Below are 20802 nucleotides of genomic sequence, written 5' to 3' on the forward strand. Positions count from 1 at the left end.
GAGGAAGACATCATGCCGACCCAACCGTCGACGCCCGCCGCGTCGCTCGCGTTGCACGACAAAACGCACGCGTCGCCCGACTCGCGCGCGCAACGCTACCTGCAACTGCTGCTGCTCGTGATCGCCGCAGGCGCGATCTACCCGATGCTGTACCTGCGGCAGGTGTATCAGCCGACGATGCTGCAGTTCTTCCGTATCGACGACGTGCAGCTCGGCTACCTGTATTCGTCGCTCGGCACGATCTTTCTCGTCAGCTACCTGCCGAGCGGCTGGCTCGCCGACCGCCTGTCGCCGCGCTGGCTGATCTGCTTCTCGCTGCTGGCGACGGGCGCGCTCGGGCTCGTCTACGCGACCGGGCCGTCGTTCAACCTGCTCGTGCTGATCTTTGGCGGCTGGGGGCTGACCACCGGCCTCACGTTCTGGGCGGCCGTGATCAAGCGCGTGAACATGATCGCGGGCCCCGACGAACAGGGCCGCTTCTTCGGGCTGCTCGACGGCGGCCGCGGGCTCGTCGAGGCGCTGCTCGCGACGATCGCGATCACGCTGTTCGCGTACGTGACGCAAGCGCGCGGCGGCACCGATGCGGCCGGCTTCAAGCTCGTCGTGCACCTGTATGCGTTCTTCTGCATCGCGCTCGGCGTGCTGCTTGCGCTGGTGAAGGATCCGTCCCGCGCGAACGATCGCGCGGCGGCCACCGAGCGCCGCAAAGGCAGCGTGCTGACCGACTTGAAGACACTCGCGGCGATTCCCGAGCTGTGGCTCGTCGCGGCGATCGTGTTCTGCGGCTATCAGGTGTTCTGGGCGACCTACAGCTTCTCCGCGTACCTGCACGAAGGCAATTTCGGGCTTAGCGCGACGGCGGCCGGTTTCATCACGACGCTCAAGCTGTGGATGCGTCCCGTCGGCGGCATCGGCGGCGGCTTCCTCGGCGACCGCGTATCGAAGGTGTCCGTGCTGTTCTGGGCACTCGTGCTCGCCGCGCTGTCGCTCGTCGGGCTGATCGCCGCGCCGCCGCACAGCCCGCAGGCGATGCTCGTCGTGCTCGTGCTGTTCATCGGCATCCTCACCTATGCGATCCGCGGCCTGTACTGGTCGCTGCTCGACGACTGCAAGGTGCCCACGCATTGCGCGGGCCTCGCGATCGGCCTGATCTCGGTGCTCGGTTATTCGCCCGACGTGTTCGTGCCGCTGATCAACGGCTACGTGACGCAGACCTACCCGGGCGCGCACGGCTACCAGCTCTATTTCGGCTATATCGCGGCCATCGCGCTCTGCGGCGCGGGTGCCGCCGCGTTCCTCAAATACCGCCTCAACCGCCTCAAGGAGTCCGCATGAAGATCGTTTCGCTCGAAACCCACATCGTCGCCGTGCCGCCGCCGCATATCGGCGGGATGTACTGGATCTTCGTGAAGCTGAAGACCGACGACGGCATCGAAGGCGTCGGCGAGATCTACTCGGCGACGTTCCATCCGAAGGCGATGGGCCCGATCATCGACGACGTGTTCGACCGCTACCTGCTGAACCACGATCCGCACCACGTCGAGCGGCTGTTCCGCCAGACCTATTCGAGCGGCTTCACGCAGCGGCCCGACCTCACGATGATGGGCGTCGTCAGCGGCCTCGAGATGGCGTGCTGGGACATCATCGGCAAGGCCGCCGGCAAGCCCGTGTACGAACTGCTCGGCGGCAGGATCCACGAACGGCTGCGCTCGTACACGTACCTGTACCCGAAGAACGCGAAAGGCGAATACGACTACGACGATCCCGACCTCGCGGCCGAATGCGCGGCCGAGAACGTGAAGCTCGGCTTCACGGCCGTCAAGTTCGATCCGGCCGGCCCGTACACGGCGTATTCGGGCCACCAGCTGTCGCTCGAAGTGCTCGACCGTTGCGAGCTGTTCTGCCGTCGCGTGCGTGAAGCGGTCGGCAGCAAGGCCGACCTGCTGTTCGGCACGCACGGGCAGATGGTGCCGTCGTCGGCGATCCGGCTCGCGAAGCGGCTCGAAAAATACGATCCGCTGTGGTTCGAGGAACCCGTGCCGCCGGGCCAGGAAGAAGCGATCGCCGCAGTCGCGAAACACACGTCGATTCCGATCGCGACCGGCGAGCGCCTGACGACCAAGTACGAATTCCACAAGCTGCTGCAGGCGGGCGGCGCGTCGATCCTGCAGTTGAACGTCGCGCGCGTGGGCGGCCTGCTCGAAGCGAAGAAGATCGCGACGCTCGCGGAAGTGCACTACGCGCAGATCGCGCCGCACCTGTACAACGGGCCGGTGGGCGCGGCCGCGAGCATCCAGCTCGCGACCTGCACGCCGAACTTCCTGATCCAGGAAAGCATCATGACGTGGGGCGGGTTCCATTCGGAGGTCGTGAAGACGCCGATCCGCTGGGAAGACGGCTACATCATCCCGTCGAACGAGCCGGGCCTCGGCATCGAGCTCGACATGGACGTCGTGAAGCGGCACACGCCCTACACCGGCGAACGGCTGCACCTGCAGATGGGCGACAAACCCGTCGACGTGAAGGATCTCGCCCCCGCGAAGGGCTGACCAGGAACAACGCGACCATGACTTACGACTACATCATCGTCGGCGCGGGCTCGGCCGGCTGCATTCTCGCGAACCGCCTCAGCGAATCGGGCCGGCATTCGGTGCTGCTGCTCGAAGCGGGCGAGCGCGACGCGTCGTTCTGGTTCAAGGTGCCGGTCGGTTTCACGAAGACCTACTACAACCGCCGCTACAACTGGATGTATTACAGCGAGCCCGAAGCGCAGCTCGCCGATCGCAAGCTGTACTGCCCGCGCGGCAAGGTGGTCGGCGGGTCGGGCTCGATCAACGCGATGGTCTACGTGCGCGGCCAGCGCAGCGACTACGACGACTGGGCCCATGCCGGCAATCCGGGCTGGGCGTACGACGACGTGCTGCCGTACTTCCGCAAGCTCGAAACCCACGCGGCCGGCGCGACCGATCCGCAGCATCACGGCGCAACGGGGCCGATCCACATCACGTCGATGAAGGCCGACGTGCATCCGATCGTCCACGAGTTCCTGAACGGCTGCGCGCAGCTGAACCTGCCGCGCACCGACGATTTCAACGGCGCGCAGTTCGAAGGCGCGGGCATCTACGACCTGAACACGAAGAACGGCGAACGCTGTTCGAGCAGCTTCGCGTACCTGCGGCCCGCGCTGGGCCGTGCGAACCTCACGCTGCGCTCGGGTGTGCTCGTGCGGCGCGTGACGTTCGACGGCACGCGCGCGACCGGCGTGGTCGTCGCGGGCGAGCACGGCGACGAAACGCTCGTCGCCGCGCGCGAGGTGATCCTCGCGGCCGGCGCGGTCGATACGCCGAAGCTGCTGCAATTGTCGGGCGTCGGCGATCCGGCGCTGCTCGCGCGCGAGCGCGTGCCGCTCGTGCATGCGTTGCCGGCGGTCGGCCGCAACCTGCAGGACCACCTGTGCGTGAGCTTCTACTTCAAGGCAAACCGGCCGACGCTGAACGACGAGATGGGCACGCTGCTCGGCAAGATGAAGATCGGGCTGCGCTACCTGCTGACGAAGCGCGGCCCGCTCGCGATGAGCGTGAACCAGGCCGGCGGTTTCTTCCGCGGCACGGCCGACACGCAGGAGCCGAACATCCAGCTTTACTTCAACCCGCTGTCGTACCGGATTCCGAAGAGCGACCGCGCGAGCATCAAGCCCGAGCCGTATTCGGGTTTCCTGATCGCGTTCAACCCGTGCCGGCCGACCAGCCGCGGCACGATCGAGATCGCGTCGAACCGCGCGGAAGACGCCGCGAAGATCCGCATCAACGCGCTCACCACGCAGAAGGATCTCGACGAAGCCGTGCAGGGCAGCAAGGTGATCCGTGCGCTGATGCGCGCGCCGGCGCTGAAGTCGATGACCGTCGAGGAAATCTCGCCGGGGCCGCAGGTCGACTCCGACGAAGCGATGCTGCAGTATTTCCGCGAACAATCGGGTTCGATCTACCACCTGTGCGGATCGTGCGCGATGGGGCCCGATGCGGCGACGTCGGTTGTCGATGCATCGCTGCGCGTGCACGGGCTGCAGGCGCTGCGGATCGTCGATGCGTCGGTGTTCCCGAACATCACGTCGGGCAACATCAACGCGCCGACGATGATGGTCGCGGAGAAAGGCGCGGATCTGATCCTGGCGGATGCACAACGCGCGGAAACCGCCGGCACGCGGATGCCCACCCGCGAATCCGTCCCGCACTGACGCGACCGCGTCTCCGGCGACGTCGGCCGGCCCCGTGCATCGTCTGGTCGGAACAATGCCCGCCGGTACACGGGAAAACACCCCCATGAACATGCCGCTCGGCCCGTGCGCACAGGCTCGAAACGTGCATTCGGTTTGACGGAAGTCCCCGCGAAACAGGTGTCGCCGTGTCGTTCGGCCGGCGGGACGTGACGTCGTGGGGACGTTGTGCACACGACAAACCAGTGTCGGCGCGCGGCCTCGCTGCCGAAGTTTCATTGCGTTCGATCACGCACATCGATGCGGCCGGAGAGATCCTTTGGCTCGCGTGCGATGTGACGCGCGTTCAGCGCTCGCGTGACGTGACGCGAAGCGAAGCGATCCGGGGCAACGCGCGCGCGGCCTGCCGTCGGCGTGCACCGGGGAGAGAACCGCGGGCCCGATCGTGGAGGCGCACCGTGAAGCGCATGCCATTTCGCTGCATCCAAGCCATCAGCTATGCAAGCGTGCTGCTCTTTCAGGCCGAAACGCAGGCCCAGTCGCTGGACGCCCAGTCGACGCAGGAGAACATTTCCGCACTGCGCCAGGAAGTCGATCACCATCAGCAGGAACTGAACGCGCTCAAGCGCAGGCTGGCCAACGAGGAAGCCAGTCTCTCGCGCCTGAGCCGGGCGCTGGACAACCGGGAACTCGCGGCCCGGCGCGGCACGGGCCCCGGGGACGCCGGCGGCTCCGGCGACGCAGCGCCGCAGCCCGATACCGGCGCCCCGGGCGGCACGGCAGGCAATGCCCCCGGCAACGTGCAATCCGCGGCCGGGTCCGCCGCGCCGCCAAGCCAGCCGGTCGGCCAGGCGCCGGTGCCGGACACCGCGCCGCCACCCGTCGCGCCGATCTTCGATCAGCCCGGCGTGCTGACGCCGAAGCACAAGTTCGTCGTCGAGCCATCGCTTCAGTTCAGCTATTCGTCGTCGGACCGCGTCGCACTCGTCGGCTACACGATCATCCCGGCGCTGCTGATCGGCCTGGTCGACGTGCGGGAAGTCAAGACCACCACGCTGACGGCTGCGGTCGCGGTGCGCTACGGGATCACCAACCGGATGGAAGTCGAAGTCCGTATCCCCTATGTGTACTCGACAAACGACACGATCAGCCGCGAGATCTTCACCGGTACGGCCCAGGACAACGCGTTCAACAGCCACGGCAAGGGCCTCGGCGACGTCGAAATGACGCTGCGCTACCAGTTCAATACCGGCGGCCCCGACAAGTTCTATTACATCGGCTGGCTGCGCTTCAAGACGGCCACCGGCAAGAGCCCGTTCGACGTCGTCACCGACTGCGTCACGCGCTGCGTCGGCAATGCGACCGGCACCGGCCTGCCGCTCGAGCAACCGACGGGCTCCGGCTTCTACGCGATCCAGCCGGGCCTCACGTGGCTCTTTCCGTCCGACCCGGTGGTGTTCTTCGGCAACGTGAGCTATCTGCACAGCTTCAGCCGCGACAATCTCAGCCTCACGATTCTCGATGGCCAGAAGGACTTCGTCGGCAAGGTGCAGCCCGGCGACATCTGGGGTTTCAATATCGGCATGGGCCTCGCGCTGAACGAGAAAGCGTCGGTGAGCCTCGGCTACGACCAGAGTATCGTGCTGCCCACGAAACAGAACGGCCAGACGGTCCCCAGCTCGGTGCGCGTGATACTCGGCACGTTGCTCGTCGGTTACTCGTACCGGCTGTCGCCGAAGACCACGCTGAATCTTTCGATCGGCGCCGGTCTCACGCGCGACACGCCGGACGTGGTCATGACGCTACGCGTGCCGATTGCGTTCTGATCGCCGGACGGCGCCGACGGCGGGCCGCTGCCCGCTTATCAGCCATTCATCGGTCGCGCGCCGAGCCGTCATCGTCCCGGCAACGCGCCGAGCAGCGCATGGCTCAGCGTCGACATCACGTTCAGGTTCTTGAACATCGACAGTGTGTTGACGGTCGTATTGATCGTCGTCATCGCCTGGATTTGCTGGTTGTTCAACGTGTTCTGGATCACCGCGCCGGTCAGCGCCGGCAGCGCGGCGGGCTGCGCGGTGTTGCCGGCGCCGACCTGGATCAGCCCGCCCGCATTGGCGGCCGCCAGCGCCTGCGCCTGTTGCGCCGTGATATGACTGATGTCCGGGATGTTGAAGCTGGTCGACGCGACCAGATTGCCGTTCACGAACGCGACACGCGACACGCCGAACGAAACCTTCAGGCCGCTCGGCATATCGAAGCCGCCGCGCATCGCATCGAGGCGCGCGTCGCTGAGCGCGATCGCGTCGGCTGCCGGCCAGCTCCGTTCCTGTGCGGCGCCCGGTTCCGAGGCCGGCGGCCCGGCCGCGCACGCCGCCATCCCGAGCGGCTCGGCACGCAGGCCCGGCGCCCCCCCGGCTCGTGACTCCGCGGGCGCCATATCGGCGCCCGCGTTCGTGCCGGCTGCCGGCACGACACCGCTCGTCTGCGCGACAGGCTCGACGGTTGCGGACGGCACGCCGTCCTGCATCGCTGCCGCACTCACGGACGTCACCCCGCCGCACACCATCGCGGCGATGCCGGCGATCTTCCTGGTCTCGGATCTCATGACGGTCCTCAAAAGTCGCTCGGGCCATGCTTCGGCATCACGACGTTGTACAGGCCGTCGCGGGCGATGCCGGTGTAGAGCGGCGCGCTCGGCGCGACGCGCCAGTCACGCGGGTCGTTGAACACTGCCAGCTCGGGCCGGTTGTGAATCACGAAAATCACGTGGTCTTCCCACTTCTGCTCGAAACTCGCCAGCGACATCGGCCGCGTGCCGGTGGCCGGATCGCCGACGAGCACACGCCCGTCACGCAGCCCCTTCACGACCACGAAATGGTGGTAGCCGTGCTCGGTGATCAACACGATCGCCGGCGTGTGCGTCTTGGCGAGCGTCTGCAACGGCAGCTCGTAGCCGTCCGCGACGAAGCCGTGCGCGCCGAGAAAACGCCGGATGTCGAGCAGCGAGAAGCCCTGCCGGCGGATCTTCTCCTGATTGCCGTTCTCCCACATCTGGGCGAAGGCGGTCTGCTCGGTCATCGGATAGTCGTACTGATAAGTCAGCAGCGTCGCGACGGCAGCCGACCCGCAGCTGAAATCGAACTGCTGCTTGACGGTGCGCTTGAAGCGCGCTTCCTTGAGACTCGTGACGTGCATCGCATAGCCGGCGCCCGTCGGATCGACGACCGTCATCTCGTCCGGCCGTGCAATCGGGCCGGATAGCGCGTACGCGAGCGCCGCGATGCACGCTGCGGCAACCTGTCTCATCGCTCAGTTCCCGAAGCGCACGTTGAGCACCGTCGCGTTCTGAATCAACACGTTGGCGCCGGTATTCTGGATGACTGTCGGCAGACCGCTCGAATTGGCGAACGAGCCGTCGGCGATCGAATTCGAGCCGGTCGACACCCGGTTCGCCACGTTGTCGGTCACCGCGCCAGTCAGATAGTTCTGGCCGATCAGCGCATCGCCACCCCGATGCTCGTCGAGCTGGTCGGGCGTCATCGCGACGCCGAAGCTGCCCGCTTGCGCGGTCGCGGCGCCGGTCGCAGGGGGTGCGGCGGCCTCGGCCGGAGCGGCCTGATCCGCGCGCGCGGTGGGTGGGGAAGGTACGGCTGGCGGCGCCACGCCGGCGGCTGCCTCCACCGCAACGGTTCGTGCCCCGTCATCCGCGGCATGGGCCGTCAGGCCCGGCAGCAGCGCCGCAGGCAATATCACCAGCGAAAGTGCCGTTCGGATTCGCATGGCTGTCTCCTTGGTCCCTGCGCGAGTCGGCTCGAACCCGACGCACAGGGAGCGGAATCCGCGTGACCGTCGATCGACGGAAATCAGCCCGGCCTGCGCCAACGGGAGCGAGACGGCCGTTCAGCCATCCCGCCCTCGCCGGCAGTCCTTCCGTCCGGCGATGGAACGCAAGCCGCGGGATCGCATGCGCCCGCGTCCATGCATTCGACTCGCCAGGACCAACCGGCCTTCTAACGTCCTACGGTCAGGTTCGCCTGCACGGTCACGGCCTGCTGAATGAGCGACGCCATGCCGCTGTTCTGGTTGGCGACCATGATGCCCGCCGCGGTCTGGCCGACGCTCGTCATCGCGTTGGACATGTTGAACGTCCCCGCGTCGACCGTATTGACTCCGCCTGCGCCACCCGCGCCGCCGACCGCACCGTTACCGGTGCCGCCTGCGCCGATGCCGCCTGCGCCGCCCGCGCCGCCCATCGCGCCCACTGCGCCGCTACCCGCGGTTGCGCTGCCGTTGCTGGCCGTCGTCGTCGCGCCGCCATTCGTCGCGCTGCCGCCCGTGCCTGCGCCGCCTGCAGCGCCGTTGCCCGCAACGGCCGCGCCCGAGCCGCCTGCTCCGCCCGAAGACGTGCCTGCGCCACCCATGCCCGAGCCCGATCCGCCCGAAGCGGTCGACGTACCCGCCGACCCTGCGCCGCCTGTGCCGCTACCCGTACCGCTGCCGGTCCCCGTGCCGGTGCCGGTGCCGCTGCCGGCCGATGCCGACGCGCTTCCGCTGCCATGATTCCTGGCCCACGCGGAACCAGGATTGGCGGTGCCGGTGCCACCGCCCCAGCCGGTGCCGCTGCCCGTGCCGTCGCCGCCTACGCCGACCGAAGCCGCGACTGCGCCGCCGCCCTTGCCGGACCCGTAGCCGCCGCTCGCCGTGGCGGAGCCGCCTGTCCCGCCATTGGCCACGGATGAACCGCCGTTGCCGCCCTTGCCGGCATTTCCGGTGCCGGCCGTTGCGCTGCCATTGCTGGCGTTGCCCGCCGTCGCGCTGCCGTTATGCGCGCTGCCGCCTTTGCCGCCGTCGCCGCCCGCGCCGCCGCCGCCGCCGTTACCGCCCGTGCCACCGTAGCCAGACCCGTTGCCGCCCTTGCCGCCGCCTCCGCCGGCCGCGCTGCCCGAGTTGGTCGCGTGGTTGCCGATGCCCCAGACCTGGACGTTGCTGACGTAGCCGTCGAGCTTGCTGAGCGCGACGACCTTGGTGCTGTTGTACGAATCCTGATAGACACTCGCGCCGGGCGAAACTTCATTCGCATTGGACCCGGTGGTGCTGGTCTGGCTTGAGTTGACGGTGTTGGTGAGAGTGTTCGAACCGTCATCGGCTTTCTGGCTGCATGTCGAACTGGTATCGCTGCTGCATGGATTCGCTATCGCGTAGCCGCTGCATCCCAAGGCGAGAAACGCAGCGGACGCCAATAAAGTTTTACGCATGAAATCCTCCTGAAGTAACGAGGAACGGTTGGCCGACCGCACCAATCCGGACGACACCACGCATCGGCGATGCCAATCCTGCATGCGGCATGAACACAAAGAGACCGTTGGATTCTTCACGCGCCATGGCGTGACTGCCCGATCCCGGCACGCGGTTTATGTTTCAAGCCTGAAACGCGTGGATCGGCATGGCGCCGGGACATCCGCGATATGCGGATGGATTTCCTCTTTGCATTCATACACTTGCCTGACATTCCGAACGCAGGCCCTGCAAGCGCGGAATGTTTCACTTTTGAGCCTGCCGCGTCTGGCGCATCCGGGTATGCCCATAGCGCCGAGTATTCGATCCCGATCGCAAACGCAAGCCCGGCAAGGACGCTCGCCGAATTCATTCCGCCAAGGCGTCAAAAGCCCGCATGGAACGCCATTCGGAAATGTTTCGACTGTGATAGGTCGCTTTTTCTTCGAATTCTGTCCGCGGCGAGCGTTGGCGCGCGCGGGTCGGGATATCGGCCGGAATGAGGATTCCGGCCGGCAGGCGCGATGGCGTGGCGACGCCAATCCCGCTGCGGTGCACCGCACGGAACCCGCGGACCGCCTGAGGCTCGATCATGTGCGGGTGCTCGCCGGCTGCCGCTCAAAACGCAGGCGAGACACCCCGTGCTTCGCTGGCCGTTCTCGCGCCGGCTCAGTTCACGCTCGACCGCTTCTCCACGAACCTGCGCACGTAATCGTCGGCGGGACGCGACAGGATGTCGTCCGGCGTTCCGACCTGCACGAGCGTGCCGTCGCGCAGGATCGCGATCCGGTCGCCGATGCGCAATGCCTCGTCGAGATCGTGCGTGATGAACACGATCGTCTTGGAAAGCGTCGCCTGCAGTTCGAGCAGTTGATCCTGCATCTCGGTGCGGATCAGCGGATCGAGCGCCGAAAACGCCTCGTCCATCAGCAACACGTCGGTATCCGCGGCCAGCGCCCGCGCGAGGCCGACGCGTTGCCGCATCCCGCCCGACAGCTCGTCCGGGTAATGATCACCATAGCCGTCGAGCCCGACCTTCGTCAGCCAGTTGCGCGCCGCTTCGGCCGCGTCGTGCCGCTTCTCGCCGCGCGTGCGCAGCGCATACGCCGCGTTGTCGAGCACGGTCTGGTGCGGCAGCAGCCCGAAGTTCTGGAACACCATGCTGACCTTGAAGCGGCGCAGCTCGCGCAGCCCATGCGCGTCGAGCTTGATCACGTCGCTGCCGTCGATCACGATCTCGCCGGCCGTCGGCTCGATCAGCCGGTTGAAGTGCCGTACGAGCGTCGACTTCCCGGAACCCGACAGCCCCATGATCACGAAGATCTCGCCCGACTCGATGCCGAGGCTCACGTCGTTGAGCCCGACGTTGCAGCCCGTTTCGGCCAGCACGTCGGCCTTGCGCTTGCCGGAGCGCAGCAGGTCGAGCACGCGCGCATGCGCGGCCTGCGGCCCGAACAGCTTGTACACGTGTTTGACGTCGATGGTCGCCATGTCTGTCTCCGTTCCTATGCGCGCGACGATTGCGTCGCCTGATTCGAATCGACGCCTGCCGACTGCGCCTTGCGCGGCAGCCGGTACGGTACGCGCGACGCGCCCTTCTGCCGGCGCTGCTGCGCAAGCCGGCGGCGTGCGCGTCGCTCCTGGCCGAAGCCCTGGCTGATCCGGTCGATCACGATCGCGAGAATCACGATCGCGAGGCCGGCCTGCGTGCCCTTGCCGACGTCGAGCGTCTGGATGCCCGCGAGCACGTCCTCGCCGAGCCCGCGCGAGCCGATCATCGACGCGATCACGACCATCGACAGCGCCATCATCGTCGTCTGGTTGATGCCGGCCATGATGCTCGGCCGCGCCAGCGGTATCTGCACGTTGACGAGCAATTGCCAGCGCGTCGTGCCGAACGCGCGCGCGGCTTCCGTCACGTCCGGATCGACCTGGCGGATGCCGAGATCGGTCAGGCGGATCAGCGGCGGCAACGCGTAGATGATCGTCGCGAGAATCGCGGGCACCTTGCCGAGGCCGAACAGCATCAGCACCGGGATCAGGTACACGAAGCTCGGCAGCGTCTGCATCACGTCGAGCACGGGCAGCAGCATCCGGCGCAGCCACGCGCTGCGCGAAGCGAGGATGCCGAGCGGCACGCCGATCGCGACCGACAGCACCGTCGAGACGAGCATCAGCGCGAGCGTCTGCATCAGCTTGTCCCACAGGCCGAAGCAGCCGATCGCGTAAAGCAGCAGCATGAAGAGCGCGCCGAGGCCGATGCGGCGCGTCGCATTCCACGCGATCGCACCGACGACCAGCAGCACGAGCCACGGCGGCGCCACGCGCAGCGCGCCTTCGAGCGGCACGAGCAGGTAGCGCAGCAGCATCGTGCTGAAGTGATGGAAACTGTCGCCGTATTGCGCGACGAAAGTCTCGAGCGCGCTGTTGACCCAGTCGGCGATCGACAGGTGCAGAAAGAAGCCGTTCATGTTGATTCTCCGTCGCGCCGCGAAGGCGCGTGACGGCGACGGCGGGCGCGAGCCCGCCGCCGCGCGCAGGTTACGCGCCCTTCAGGTTGCCGGCGATCTTCTGCGCGACGTCGGCCGGCACCCACTGCTTCCACATGTCCTGGCGGGTCTTCAGGAACTGCGTGGCCATGGCCGCACCGTCGATCTTCTTCGTCGTCATCTCGAGGATCGTCTGGTTCAGGAAGTCCATCGGAAAACGCACCTTGCCGAACACGCCGACGAGATCGGGGTTCGCATCGGCGAACGGCTTCGACACGCCGACCGTCAGCCGCGACACCATGTACGACGACGCGCACTGGTGCGTGCTGCTCTCGTCGCGCAGCGTCTTCCAGCATGCTTCGTTATAGGCCGGCATCTTCAGCGCCGCGAACTTGTATTTCGCCATCAGCGCGGCCGGGCCCCAGTAATAGAACACGATCGGCGCGCCGCGCTGGTACGCGGAAGCAATCGCCGCGTCGAGCGCCGCGCCCGTGCCCGGATGGAAGTTCGTGTACGACTGGTCGAGCTTCAGCACCTTCAGCAGGCGCGAGTTCACGCGCTCGCAGTCCCAGCCGGTCGGGCAGTTCAGGAAGCGGCCCTTGTCCGGTTCCTCCTCGTCGGCGAACACCTGCTTGTATTTCGGCAGATCCTCGACCGACACGAGCCCCGGCGCGACCGGCTTGATGTTGCGCGCCGGATCACCCTTCACCACGTATTCGGGCACGAACCAGCCTTCCGTCGTGCCGCCCGGCAGCGTGTCGCCGATCAGCTTCACGGCGCCCGACGCGACGGCCTTCGCGGTGATCTCGCTGCGGCCCGTCCACTGCTCGGCCCAGATCTGCAGGTCGTTGCGCGCGAGCGCCGTTTCCGTCGCGGCCGTGCTGCCCGGCACGACGTCCGTCTTGCAGCCGTAGCCCTTCTCCATGATCTGCCGCAGCACTTCGGTCGCGAACGACCCGCTCTCCCACGTGATGCCCGCGAAATGGACCGTCTTGCCGTCGGCACACGCGCCGCCGGCCGCATGGGCGGCGGGCGCGGACAGGATCGCCGCGGCGGCGAGAAGGACCGTTTTCAGTCGTCGAATCTGCATGGTGGGTCGTCTCCAAATTGAATCTGTAGTTTGTGCGTCGCGGCATGCGCGGCGACCGGCGAATCGCGAATTCATCCACGTCCGGTCAGTCTGCATCTTTGAGCCACCAATTTGTTTAGGGAAACGAGTAATTCCGATCATTGCAATCGGCAGCGCCAATCGATCGCCGGATACCCCGTCAGGCCCGCCGGACGGGCTTCTCGGCCGATTTCCCGAGGCCGATCGCGGCCCGGCGCGAGCCGTGTCGCGCCCACGCCCGGCGGTTGTTCGGCCGGCATTGCACTCCAGCGCCACGCGTGCCGTTTCGACTGTCGAAACCGCCCGTCGCGCCCCCATCGGCGAACCCGATCCCATCCATCGAAATTACTCGCTTTCGGTTCTTTTTAGGGTTGGGAAGAATGCGCGGTGTCATCGGAGGAGACACGACCCGACGCTGCCGGTCGCCGCGCCGCCGCGCATTGCGCGTTTCCGGCGCCGCGCGCGCTGCGCCGGATCGCCCCGGATGACGGGGCGCGCCTCGCCGGACGCGCTCACGACAACCGATACAAGCTGGATATCCCGGAGATCTCAATGAAAAAGACCCTGACGGCGCTGGCCGTAACGACCGCCTTCGCGTCCCCCGCGTTCGCGCAAAGCAGCGTCACGCTGTACGGCGTGATCGACGAAGGCCTGAACTACACGAACAACGTCGGCACCGGCCACGTCTACGAAATGGCAAGCGGCTACGCGCAAGGCAGCCGCTGGGGCCTGAAGGGCAGCGAGGATCTCGGCGGCGGCATGAAGGCGATCTTCCAGCTCGAGAACGGCTTCGACGTGAACACCGGCCGACTCAACCAGGGCGGCCGCATGTTCGGCCGCCAGGCCTACGTCGGCCTGAGCCAGGCACAGTACGGCACGCTGACGTTCGGCCGCCAGTACGACTCGGTCGTCGACTATCTCGCACCGACCACCGCCAACGGCAACTGGGGCGGCTACCTGCTCGCGCACCCGTTCGACAACGACAACACCGACAACTCGTTCCGCCTCGACAACACCGTCAAGTACGCGAGCCCGAACTTCGGCGGCTTCCAGTTCGGCGGCGCCTACAGCTTCAGCAACAGCACGAACTTCTCGGACAACCGCGCGTACAGCTTCGGCGCGCAGTACCAGAACAACGGGCTGCTGATCGGCGCCGCGTACCTGCAGGCGAACCATCCGGGTGATGGTTCGGCGGGCGCGATCACCGCGAACGACGCGAGCTTCATCGCCGAGCGCATGCGCGTGTTCGGTGCGGGCATCAACTACACGTTCGGGCCCGCGACGGTCGGCTTCGCGTACACGAACTCGAACTACAAGAACCCGACGGGCAACGGCTACCTCGGCACGCCGGGCGCGATCATCGCGCCGGGAGCGACGGTCAGCGCGATCAAGTACCAGAACTTCGAACTGAACGGTTCGTACCAGATCACGCCGGCGTTCATGGTCGGCGCGCAATACGTGCTGTCACTCGAGAAGTACGACGCATCGACCGGCGACGCGAAGCCGAAGATCCACTCGGTCGGGCTGATGGCCGACTACAACCTGTCGAAGCGCACCGACGTGTACGTGCAGGCCGCGTACCAGCACATCGCCGGCGACAAGACGAACTCGATCCTCGACCAGGCGTTCATCCCCGGCACCGACGCGCCGTCGTCGACGTCGAACCAGGTGGCCGTGCGTCTCGCGCTTCGTCACAAGTTCTGACGCCACGCGGTTCTCCAGACTTCACGCGACACCCGCGCGAATCCGCCGAGGTGTCTTTGCCCGCCCGCAAGCGCAAGCCTGCCGGCGGGCTTTTTCATGGGGAGCGGCCCCGCAACCGTGACAGGTCAACCGGCATCGATCCGCCGATACACTGTGCGATTCCCGCGCGCGCCATCCATGGCATCGGTCCTGCGTAATCGGCGCGTGTTCGCCCCCTGTCCCGTAGGAGCCTCGCTTGAATCCCTGGCGCCGCACGCTGTTCGCCTTCGCCGTCGGCCTGCTGGCCGCCGCTTCCATTCAGGCCCGCCCCGTCTGCACTGTGGTCGCCGATGCAAGCACCGGCCAGATCCTCGTGCGGCAAGGCGATTGCACGACTCGCGTCACGCCCGCGTCGACGTTCAAGGTCGCGATCAGCCTGATGGGTTTCGATGCGGGCATCCTGAAAGACGACCACACGCCGACGCTCGACTTCCACGCCGGCTACCCCGACTGGGGCGGTGCGCCCTGGCGCGAACCGACCGACCCGGCGCGCTGGATGAAGCTGTCGATCTTCTGGTATTCGCAGCAGATCACACAGGCGCTCGGGCAAGCGCGTTTCCAGCAGTACACCAGCGCATTCGGCTACGGCAACACGGACGTCACCCGCCAACAGGGCGAATCCAGCGGTGTGATGGGCGCCTGGGTCAATTCGTCGTTGCAGATCTCGCCGCTCGAACAAGTCTCTTTCATGCGCGGGATCGCGAACCGGACGCTGCCGGTCAGCGCGCACGCGTATGACATGACCGAGCGGATCACGTTGATCGACAGGCAGCCGGACGGCTGGATCGTGCACGGCAAGACCGGCACGGGATCGCCGGGGCTCAAGTACGACGCGTCGCACGCATACGGCTGGTTCGTCGGCTGGGCGGCGAAGGGGCCGCGCAAGCTCGCGTTCGCGTACCTGATCCAGGACGACAAGCGGCAGGCGCCGAACGCCGGGCTGCGTGCGCGCGACACGCTCCTCGACGCGCTGCCGGCGCTCGCCGAACCGGCAAGGCCGCAATGAGCACCGGCCCGCGCAACGCGCGGATCGACCTGCTGCGCGGCGTGTCGATCGTGCTCGTCCTGCTGCATCACTTCAACATCGCGTATCCGCTGCGCGACACGGCGCTTGCGCGCGTGCTCGGCTGGGACACGGTCCATGCGATCGTGCGCAACGGCAACTATGGCGTGACGATGTTCTTCGCGATCTCGGGCTACCTGATCACGTCGAATGCGCGCCGCCGCTGGGGCAGCCTCGGCGCGCTCGACGTGCGCGCGTTCTACGTGTCGCGCGTCGCGCGCATCGTCCCGTGCCTGCTCCTGCTGCTCGCGCTCGTCAACGGCCTTGCGGCGGCCGGCGTACCGATCTTTACCAACCACGCACCGCAGGGCATCGCCGTGTCGTTCTGGCTCGTGAATCTCGCGTCGCTCACGTTCTGGATGAACGTGCTGATCGGCGCATACGGATGGGTCAACTACGCGCTCGGCGTGCTGTGGTCGCTGTCGGTCGAAGAGGTGTTCTATCTGTCGTTTCCGCTGCTGTGCATCGCACTGCGCCGCGACACGCGGCTGTTCGCGTTCTGGCTGTTGATAACCGCGATCGGCCCCGTGTACCGCTTCACGCATCCGGGCGACGAAGGTGGTTTCCTCTATGCGTACTTCGCGTGCTTCGACGGGATCGCGATCGGCTGCTGCACCGCGTTGCTGGCCGAACGCGCGCGCTGGCAGGTGCTCGCGGCCGCGCCCGTGCAGTGGCTCGCGGCTGCGGCGATGACGGTGCTGTATCTCGCGTGGCCGATCGCGGAAAGTCATGTGATCGGCGTCTCCGCGATGGCGCTCGGCACGGCCGTGCTGCTGATCGGCGCGCATGCCGAACGCGAACGCGCGCCCCTCCGCGTGCTCGCGCCGCTGCGCTGGAGCGGCCGGCTCAGCTACGAGCTGTATCTGTTTCACCTGATCGTGCTCGGCGCGCTGCGCACGTTCTGGCCGCCGTCGGGTATGCACGGCGACGGCAAGCTGGGGTTGCTGGTCGTGTATCTGGCGCTGTCGGCCGGCTTGAGCGCGGTCATCGCGCGAGGCTATGCAACACCGCTCGATCGTTTGATCAAACGGGTCGCATCGCGGCCCGCGGTGCGCGTGCCGGACGGTGCGCACTACTAGCGATTCGTCGGCAATCCCTGCCGCGCGGCGGGACAAAAAAACGGCCAGGGCCCGGCCGTATCGCGCGACGATACCGGCCGGCCTGACCGCAAGCCCCGCTTACCAAATGTCGAGACCGCGCGACCGCGTCATCAGTCGCGCGTCAGTCAATCCAGGTAGTCCGCGTATTCCTTGCGCGTGTAACCGGCGAGCGTCTGCCACGGCAACGGCGCCCGTCGCGCAGCCGGCTCCGGGGTCAGCGTCAGCTTGCGCACGACGCGGCCGTCGGCACTGCGGTATTCGACCGACAGCGGCGCCTGCAGCCGTTCGCTCCACAGGATCCGGTTCACGCCGCGCGCGCCGGGCGACTCGACCGCCTGCTCGTACCAGCGGGTGCCGGGCGCATCGCCGCGCTTCCCGATCGCGAGCCGCTTCAGCTGCGACGGCGGCGTCACGTAGTATGCGTTGTCCCACGAACCGTCGAAACCCGTGGTTTCGTACTCGGCCGGCGGCACGCCGACGACCGTCCGGTTCGCCGCATCCACGTACTCGATACGCGCCGTCTTGCCGTCGTAGGTGACGTGCCGTGCGGCCGCCTGGAAGTTGAAGTGCTTGTGGCCGGCGTGCGCAGCGGCCGGCTGCACGCCGGCGCGTGGCGGATCCTGGCGCGCGCCGCCAGCGTCGTGATCATGGTCGTGATCGTCGCCATGACCGCCGCCCGCCGCCGCGACGGGCGGCACGCGCTCGACCCACACGTGGCCGTCGCGCCGCACCATCCGTTCGCGGTACATCGTGGTGCGCGTCACGCCGTCGGTCGTCACCGTGCGGCTTTCGTGCAGCAGCACGGCGTCGAGATCCGCCGCCGCGAAGGCGGGCAACGCGATCAACCCGCAAGCGAGCGCACCGAGAAGCTGGCGTTTCATCGAGGATTCCCGTTCGTCATGAAGGAAGCCACCGGCATCAGAAACCGAACGCCGAGCGCACGAGACCGAACACCTTCGTGTTGTCGATCGTGCCCTTGAACGCCTTCGCATCCGCACCGTCGGCAAACAGCATCACGTCGCCGCCGCCGTGCGTCTCCGAGCCCGCGCTGCCCATCCGCACGCCGACTTCCTGCAGATACGCCTCGTTCATTGCCGTGGCCGAATCGACCGATGCGCGCACGTTCGGACGGTTCGCGCCGTTGCCGAACACCAGCGTCGTGTAGGTATTGCCGTCGGCATCTTTGCTCGGCTGGCCGTCGCGATAGTTGCGGCTGATGTCGAGAATCGGATTGCCGCGCTTCGAATAACCGTTGATCGTCATCGTGTGGTCGTGGTCGGCCGTCACGACGATCAGCGTATTCGACAGGTCGACCTTCGACAGCGCGACGCGGATCGCTTCGTCGAACGCCGCCGTATCTTCGAGCGCGCGCTTCGCGTTGGTGCCGTGCAGCGCGTGATCGATCCGGCCGCCTTCGACCATCAGAAAATAACCGTTCGAATTCTTCGACAGCACGTCGATCGCCTTCGACGTCATGTCGGCAAGGCTCGGCTGCGACGGCCCTTCGCCCTTGCCCGCCACGCGGTCCAGTTCGTACTCGAGATGGCTCGTCGAACTGAACAGGCCCACCAGCTTGCCGTTACCCGCTTGCGCGAGCTGATCCTTGCTGGCCACGACCGTGTAGCCCTTCGCCTTCATCTCGTCGAGCAGGTTGCGCCCGTCCGCGCGCCCGCGCTTGTTGGCCACCGGATCGAACGGCGTCCAGTGGTTGCGGCCGCCGCCCATCAGCACGTCGACGCCGTCGCCGAGTGCCGCGTTGTAGCCGGCCCCGCCCGGTGCCGCCTGCGCGGCGATGTCGTACTGCGCATCGCGATGGCAGATGTGCGAATAGGTCGCGGCGGGCGTCGCGTGCGTGAGCTCGGTCGTCGTGATCGCGCCGACCGCCTTGCCGCGCGCCTTCGCCAGTTCCAGCAGCGTCGCGACCGGCTGGCCGTTGCCCGGCGCGCAGTTGTTGATGGTCTTGTTGCCGTTGACGTCGTTGCCCGGCGCGACCGCGCGCGTGTCGGACGACATCGACAGCACTTCGTTGTTCATCTTCACGCCGGTCATGTACGCGGCCATCGACGGTGCGCTGTCGGTCGTCTGCGCGTCGTTCGAGAAGGTCTTGACGCGCGCGGTGCGGGCCAGCTTCTCCATCGTCAGTTGTCCCGACTCGCCGACCTTGTAGATCCGGCTCGCCGTCACGGTCGTCGGCCCCATGCCGTCGCCGAGAAAGAAAATCACGTTCTTCGCCTGGCCGGCGGCCTGCGCCGGGCCGCATGCGAAACCCACGACGGCCAGCGCCGCCGCGATGCATTTGATGGTCGACATCCTGTATTCCCCTGTACCCGTGTTGTCGGCGCTCAAAGCTGCACCGCGTTGCGCACCAGCTCGAAGACCTTGTTGTTCTCGATCACACCGTGGAACGCATCCGCGCCGCGGCCGATCGCACCGAGGAACACATCCGTGCCGCCGTGCGTCTCGCTGCCCTTGTCCATTCGCACGACCGCCTCCTGGCGATAATCGTCGGCGCCCGTCACCGCGTCGGTGAGCGCGGTGCCCGCGCGGCTGCCCTGCACGCGGTTCTCGCCGTTGCCGAAGCCGATGATCGTGTACGGCGCGCCGTCCGCGTCCTTCGCGACCGCGCCCGTCTGGTAGCTGCGCAGCACGCCCAGCACGCCGGGCTTGCCCGCTTCGGTCTTGCCGGTGCGCGCCGCATAACCGTTCAGCACCAGCGTGTGATCGTGATCGGCCGTGACGACGATCAGCGTGTTCTTCAGGTCGGGATCGGTCTTGCGCACCTTGTCGAGCGTCGCCTTGATCGCGTTGTCGAACGCGACCGTGTCCTGCAATGCGCGCTTTGCGTTGGTGTCGTGCAGCGCGTGATCGATCCGGCCGCCCTCGACCATCAGGAAATAGCCCTTCGGGTTGTTCTGCAGCACGTCGAGCGCACGCGTCGCCATGTCGGACAGGCTCGGCTCCTTCGTCGCGCCGCGATCGAGGTCGTAGCTCATGTGGCTCGACGAAAACAGGCCCACCAGCTTCCCGCTCTTCGTCGCATCCGCGGCCAGCAGGTCGTCGCGGTTCTGCGCGAACGCGTAGCCCTTGGCCTTCAGTTCGTTGACCAGGTTGCGTCCGTCGGTGCGCTTGCCGCCGCCGTCCTTCGGTACGAAGAATTGCGTGCCGCCGCCGAGCACGACGTCGACGCCGTCGCCCAGCGCGCCGTTGTAGCCCGCGCCGCCCGGCACGAGCTGGGCCGCGATGTCGTTCTCGGCATCGCGATGGCACACGTGCGCGTAGGTCGCGGCGGGCGTCGCGTGCGTGACGCGCGTGGTCGTCACGACCCCGGTGGCCATCCCCTTCGCCTTCGCGATCTCCAGCAGCGTCGTCGCCGATTTGCCGTTGTTCGCGCCGCAGTTGCCGGTGAGGCCGGCGGTCGGCTCGATCGCCTTCGTGTCGGGCGACATCGAAATCACTTCGTTGTTGGTCTTGATGCCGGTCATGTACGCCGACATCGACGGCGCGCTGTCCGTGACCTGCGCATCGTTCGAATAGGTCTTCACGAACGCGGATTCGGGCAGCGTGTCGATCGTGAGCGCGCCGTCTTCACCGACCGCATAGATGCGCGCGGCGGTCAGCGTCGTCATCCCCATGCCGTCGCCGAGGAAAAAGATCACGTTGCGCGCCGCCGCCTGCACGGGCGCGGGCGTCGAGCTGGTCGGGCCGTCGTCGCTGTTGCATCCGGCAAGCGCAAAGGCGCCGGCACACAGCAGCGCCGCCATTTTGATTCGATTCATGTTGCCGGTTCCCCCCGGTGTTGATGCTTTCGAAAT

18 protein-coding genes are annotated in these 20802 nt (G+C 67.0%); 7 read left to right on the forward strand and 11 right to left on the reverse strand.

What is annotated here, in order from left to right; genetic code table 11:
* Positions 1-12 precede the first annotated feature (12 nt).
* The 4 genes from ACTRWB_RS03860 (at position 13) to ACTRWB_RS03875 (ending at position 6039) form a co-directional block, all read left to right on the forward strand.
* Positions 13-1335, forward strand: coding sequence for an MFS transporter (locus ACTRWB_RS03860; protein WP_446900992.1), 1323 nt, complete (start codon positions 13-15; stop codon positions 1333-1335).
* Entirely contained in the window at positions 1332-2549 is a 1218-nt protein-coding gene (locus ACTRWB_RS03865) for a mandelate racemase/muconate lactonizing enzyme family protein (RefSeq protein ID WP_419688038.1), read from the forward strand. The genes ACTRWB_RS03860 and ACTRWB_RS03865 overlap by 4 nt, the downstream gene beginning before the upstream one ends.
* A gap of 17 nt (positions 2550-2566) precedes the next feature.
* Complete coding sequence (locus tag ACTRWB_RS03870) at positions 2567-4234, forward strand: GMC family oxidoreductase (RefSeq protein ID WP_446900993.1); 1668 nt, start codon at positions 2567-2569, stop codon at positions 4232-4234.
* Between the two features lie 437 nt (positions 4235-4671).
* Entirely contained in the window at positions 4672-6039 is a 1368-nt protein-coding gene (locus ACTRWB_RS03875; RefSeq protein WP_446900994.1) for an acetate kinase, read from the forward strand.
* Positions 6040-6107: 68 nt separating this feature from the next.
* On the opposite strand, the gene ACTRWB_RS03880 is transcribed toward ACTRWB_RS03875, so the two are convergent.
* From ACTRWB_RS03880 to ACTRWB_RS03915, 8 genes are all read right to left on the reverse strand, one after another.
* Entirely contained in the window at positions 6108-6818 is a 711-nt protein-coding gene (locus ACTRWB_RS03880; RefSeq protein WP_446900995.1) for a hypothetical protein, read from the reverse strand.
* Positions 6819-6826: 8 nt separating this feature from the next.
* Entirely contained in the window at positions 6827-7519 is a 693-nt protein-coding gene (locus ACTRWB_RS03885) for a C39 family peptidase (protein ID WP_446900996.1), read from the reverse strand.
* A gap of 3 nt (positions 7520-7522) precedes the next feature.
* Positions 7523-7993: a hypothetical protein gene (locus ACTRWB_RS03890; RefSeq protein ID WP_446900997.1), complete on the reverse strand. Its 471-nt coding sequence runs from the start codon at positions 7991-7993 to the stop codon at positions 7523-7525.
* Positions 7994-8223: 230 nt separating this feature from the next.
* Positions 8224-9468 (reverse strand): hypothetical protein, encoded by a 1245-nt coding sequence (locus tag ACTRWB_RS03895; RefSeq protein WP_446900998.1) that lies wholly within the window; start codon positions 9466-9468, stop codon positions 8224-8226.
* Positions 9469-9856: 388 nt separating this feature from the next.
* Positions 9857-10081, reverse strand: coding sequence for a hypothetical protein (locus ACTRWB_RS03900; RefSeq protein ID WP_446900999.1), 225 nt, complete (start codon positions 10079-10081; stop codon positions 9857-9859).
* Positions 10082-10156: 75 nt separating this feature from the next.
* Positions 10157-10978 (reverse strand): quaternary amine ABC transporter ATP-binding protein, encoded by an 822-nt coding sequence (locus ACTRWB_RS03905; RefSeq protein ID WP_053077708.1) that lies wholly within the window; start codon positions 10976-10978, stop codon positions 10157-10159.
* Positions 10979-10992: 14 nt separating this feature from the next.
* A complete protein-coding gene (locus ACTRWB_RS03910) occupies positions 10993-11958 on the reverse strand; it encodes an ABC transporter permease (RefSeq protein ID WP_129516372.1) in 966 nt (321 codons plus the stop codon).
* A gap of 70 nt (positions 11959-12028) precedes the next feature.
* On the reverse strand, positions 12029-13066 hold the full coding sequence (locus ACTRWB_RS03915; protein WP_412025420.1) for an ABC transporter substrate-binding protein: 1038 nt from the start codon (positions 13064-13066) through the stop codon (positions 12029-12031).
* A gap of 570 nt (positions 13067-13636) precedes the next feature.
* Here ACTRWB_RS03915 and ACTRWB_RS03920 point away from each other — a divergent pair.
* The 3 genes from ACTRWB_RS03920 (at position 13637) to ACTRWB_RS03930 (ending at position 16969) form a co-directional block, all read left to right on the forward strand.
* Complete coding sequence (locus ACTRWB_RS03920; protein ID WP_048249800.1) at positions 13637-14788, forward strand: porin; 1152 nt, start codon at positions 13637-13639, stop codon at positions 14786-14788.
* Positions 14789-15023: 235 nt separating this feature from the next.
* Positions 15024-15833 (forward strand): OXA-1043 family class D beta-lactamase, encoded by an 810-nt coding sequence (gene blaOXA / locus ACTRWB_RS03925; RefSeq protein ID WP_446901000.1) that lies wholly within the window; start codon positions 15024-15026, stop codon positions 15831-15833.
* Entirely contained in the window at positions 15830-16969 is a 1140-nt protein-coding gene (locus ACTRWB_RS03930) for an acyltransferase family protein (protein WP_446901001.1), read from the forward strand. Before blaOXA ends, ACTRWB_RS03930 begins: the two co-directional genes overlap by 4 nt.
* 146 nt (positions 16970-17115) lie before the next feature.
* Here ACTRWB_RS03930 and ACTRWB_RS03935 read toward each other — a convergent pair whose 3' ends face one another.
* Genes ACTRWB_RS03935 through ACTRWB_RS03945 form a run of 3 tightly spaced genes read right to left on the reverse strand, consistent with a single transcriptional unit; the run spans position 17116 to position 20766 of the window.
* Positions 17116-17871, reverse strand: a complete 756-nt coding sequence (locus ACTRWB_RS03935; RefSeq protein ID WP_446901002.1) for a hypothetical protein — start codon at positions 17869-17871, stop codon at positions 17116-17118.
* A gap of 37 nt (positions 17872-17908) precedes the next feature.
* Positions 17909-19300, reverse strand: coding sequence for an alkaline phosphatase (locus ACTRWB_RS03940; RefSeq protein ID WP_446901003.1), 1392 nt, complete (start codon positions 19298-19300; stop codon positions 17909-17911).
* A gap of 32 nt (positions 19301-19332) precedes the next feature.
* Entirely contained in the window at positions 19333-20766 is a 1434-nt protein-coding gene (locus ACTRWB_RS03945; RefSeq protein ID WP_419688052.1) for an alkaline phosphatase, read from the reverse strand.
* Positions 20767-20802 lie beyond the last annotated feature (36 nt).

Source organism: Burkholderia sp. YIM B11467 (genome assembly GCF_052952715.1).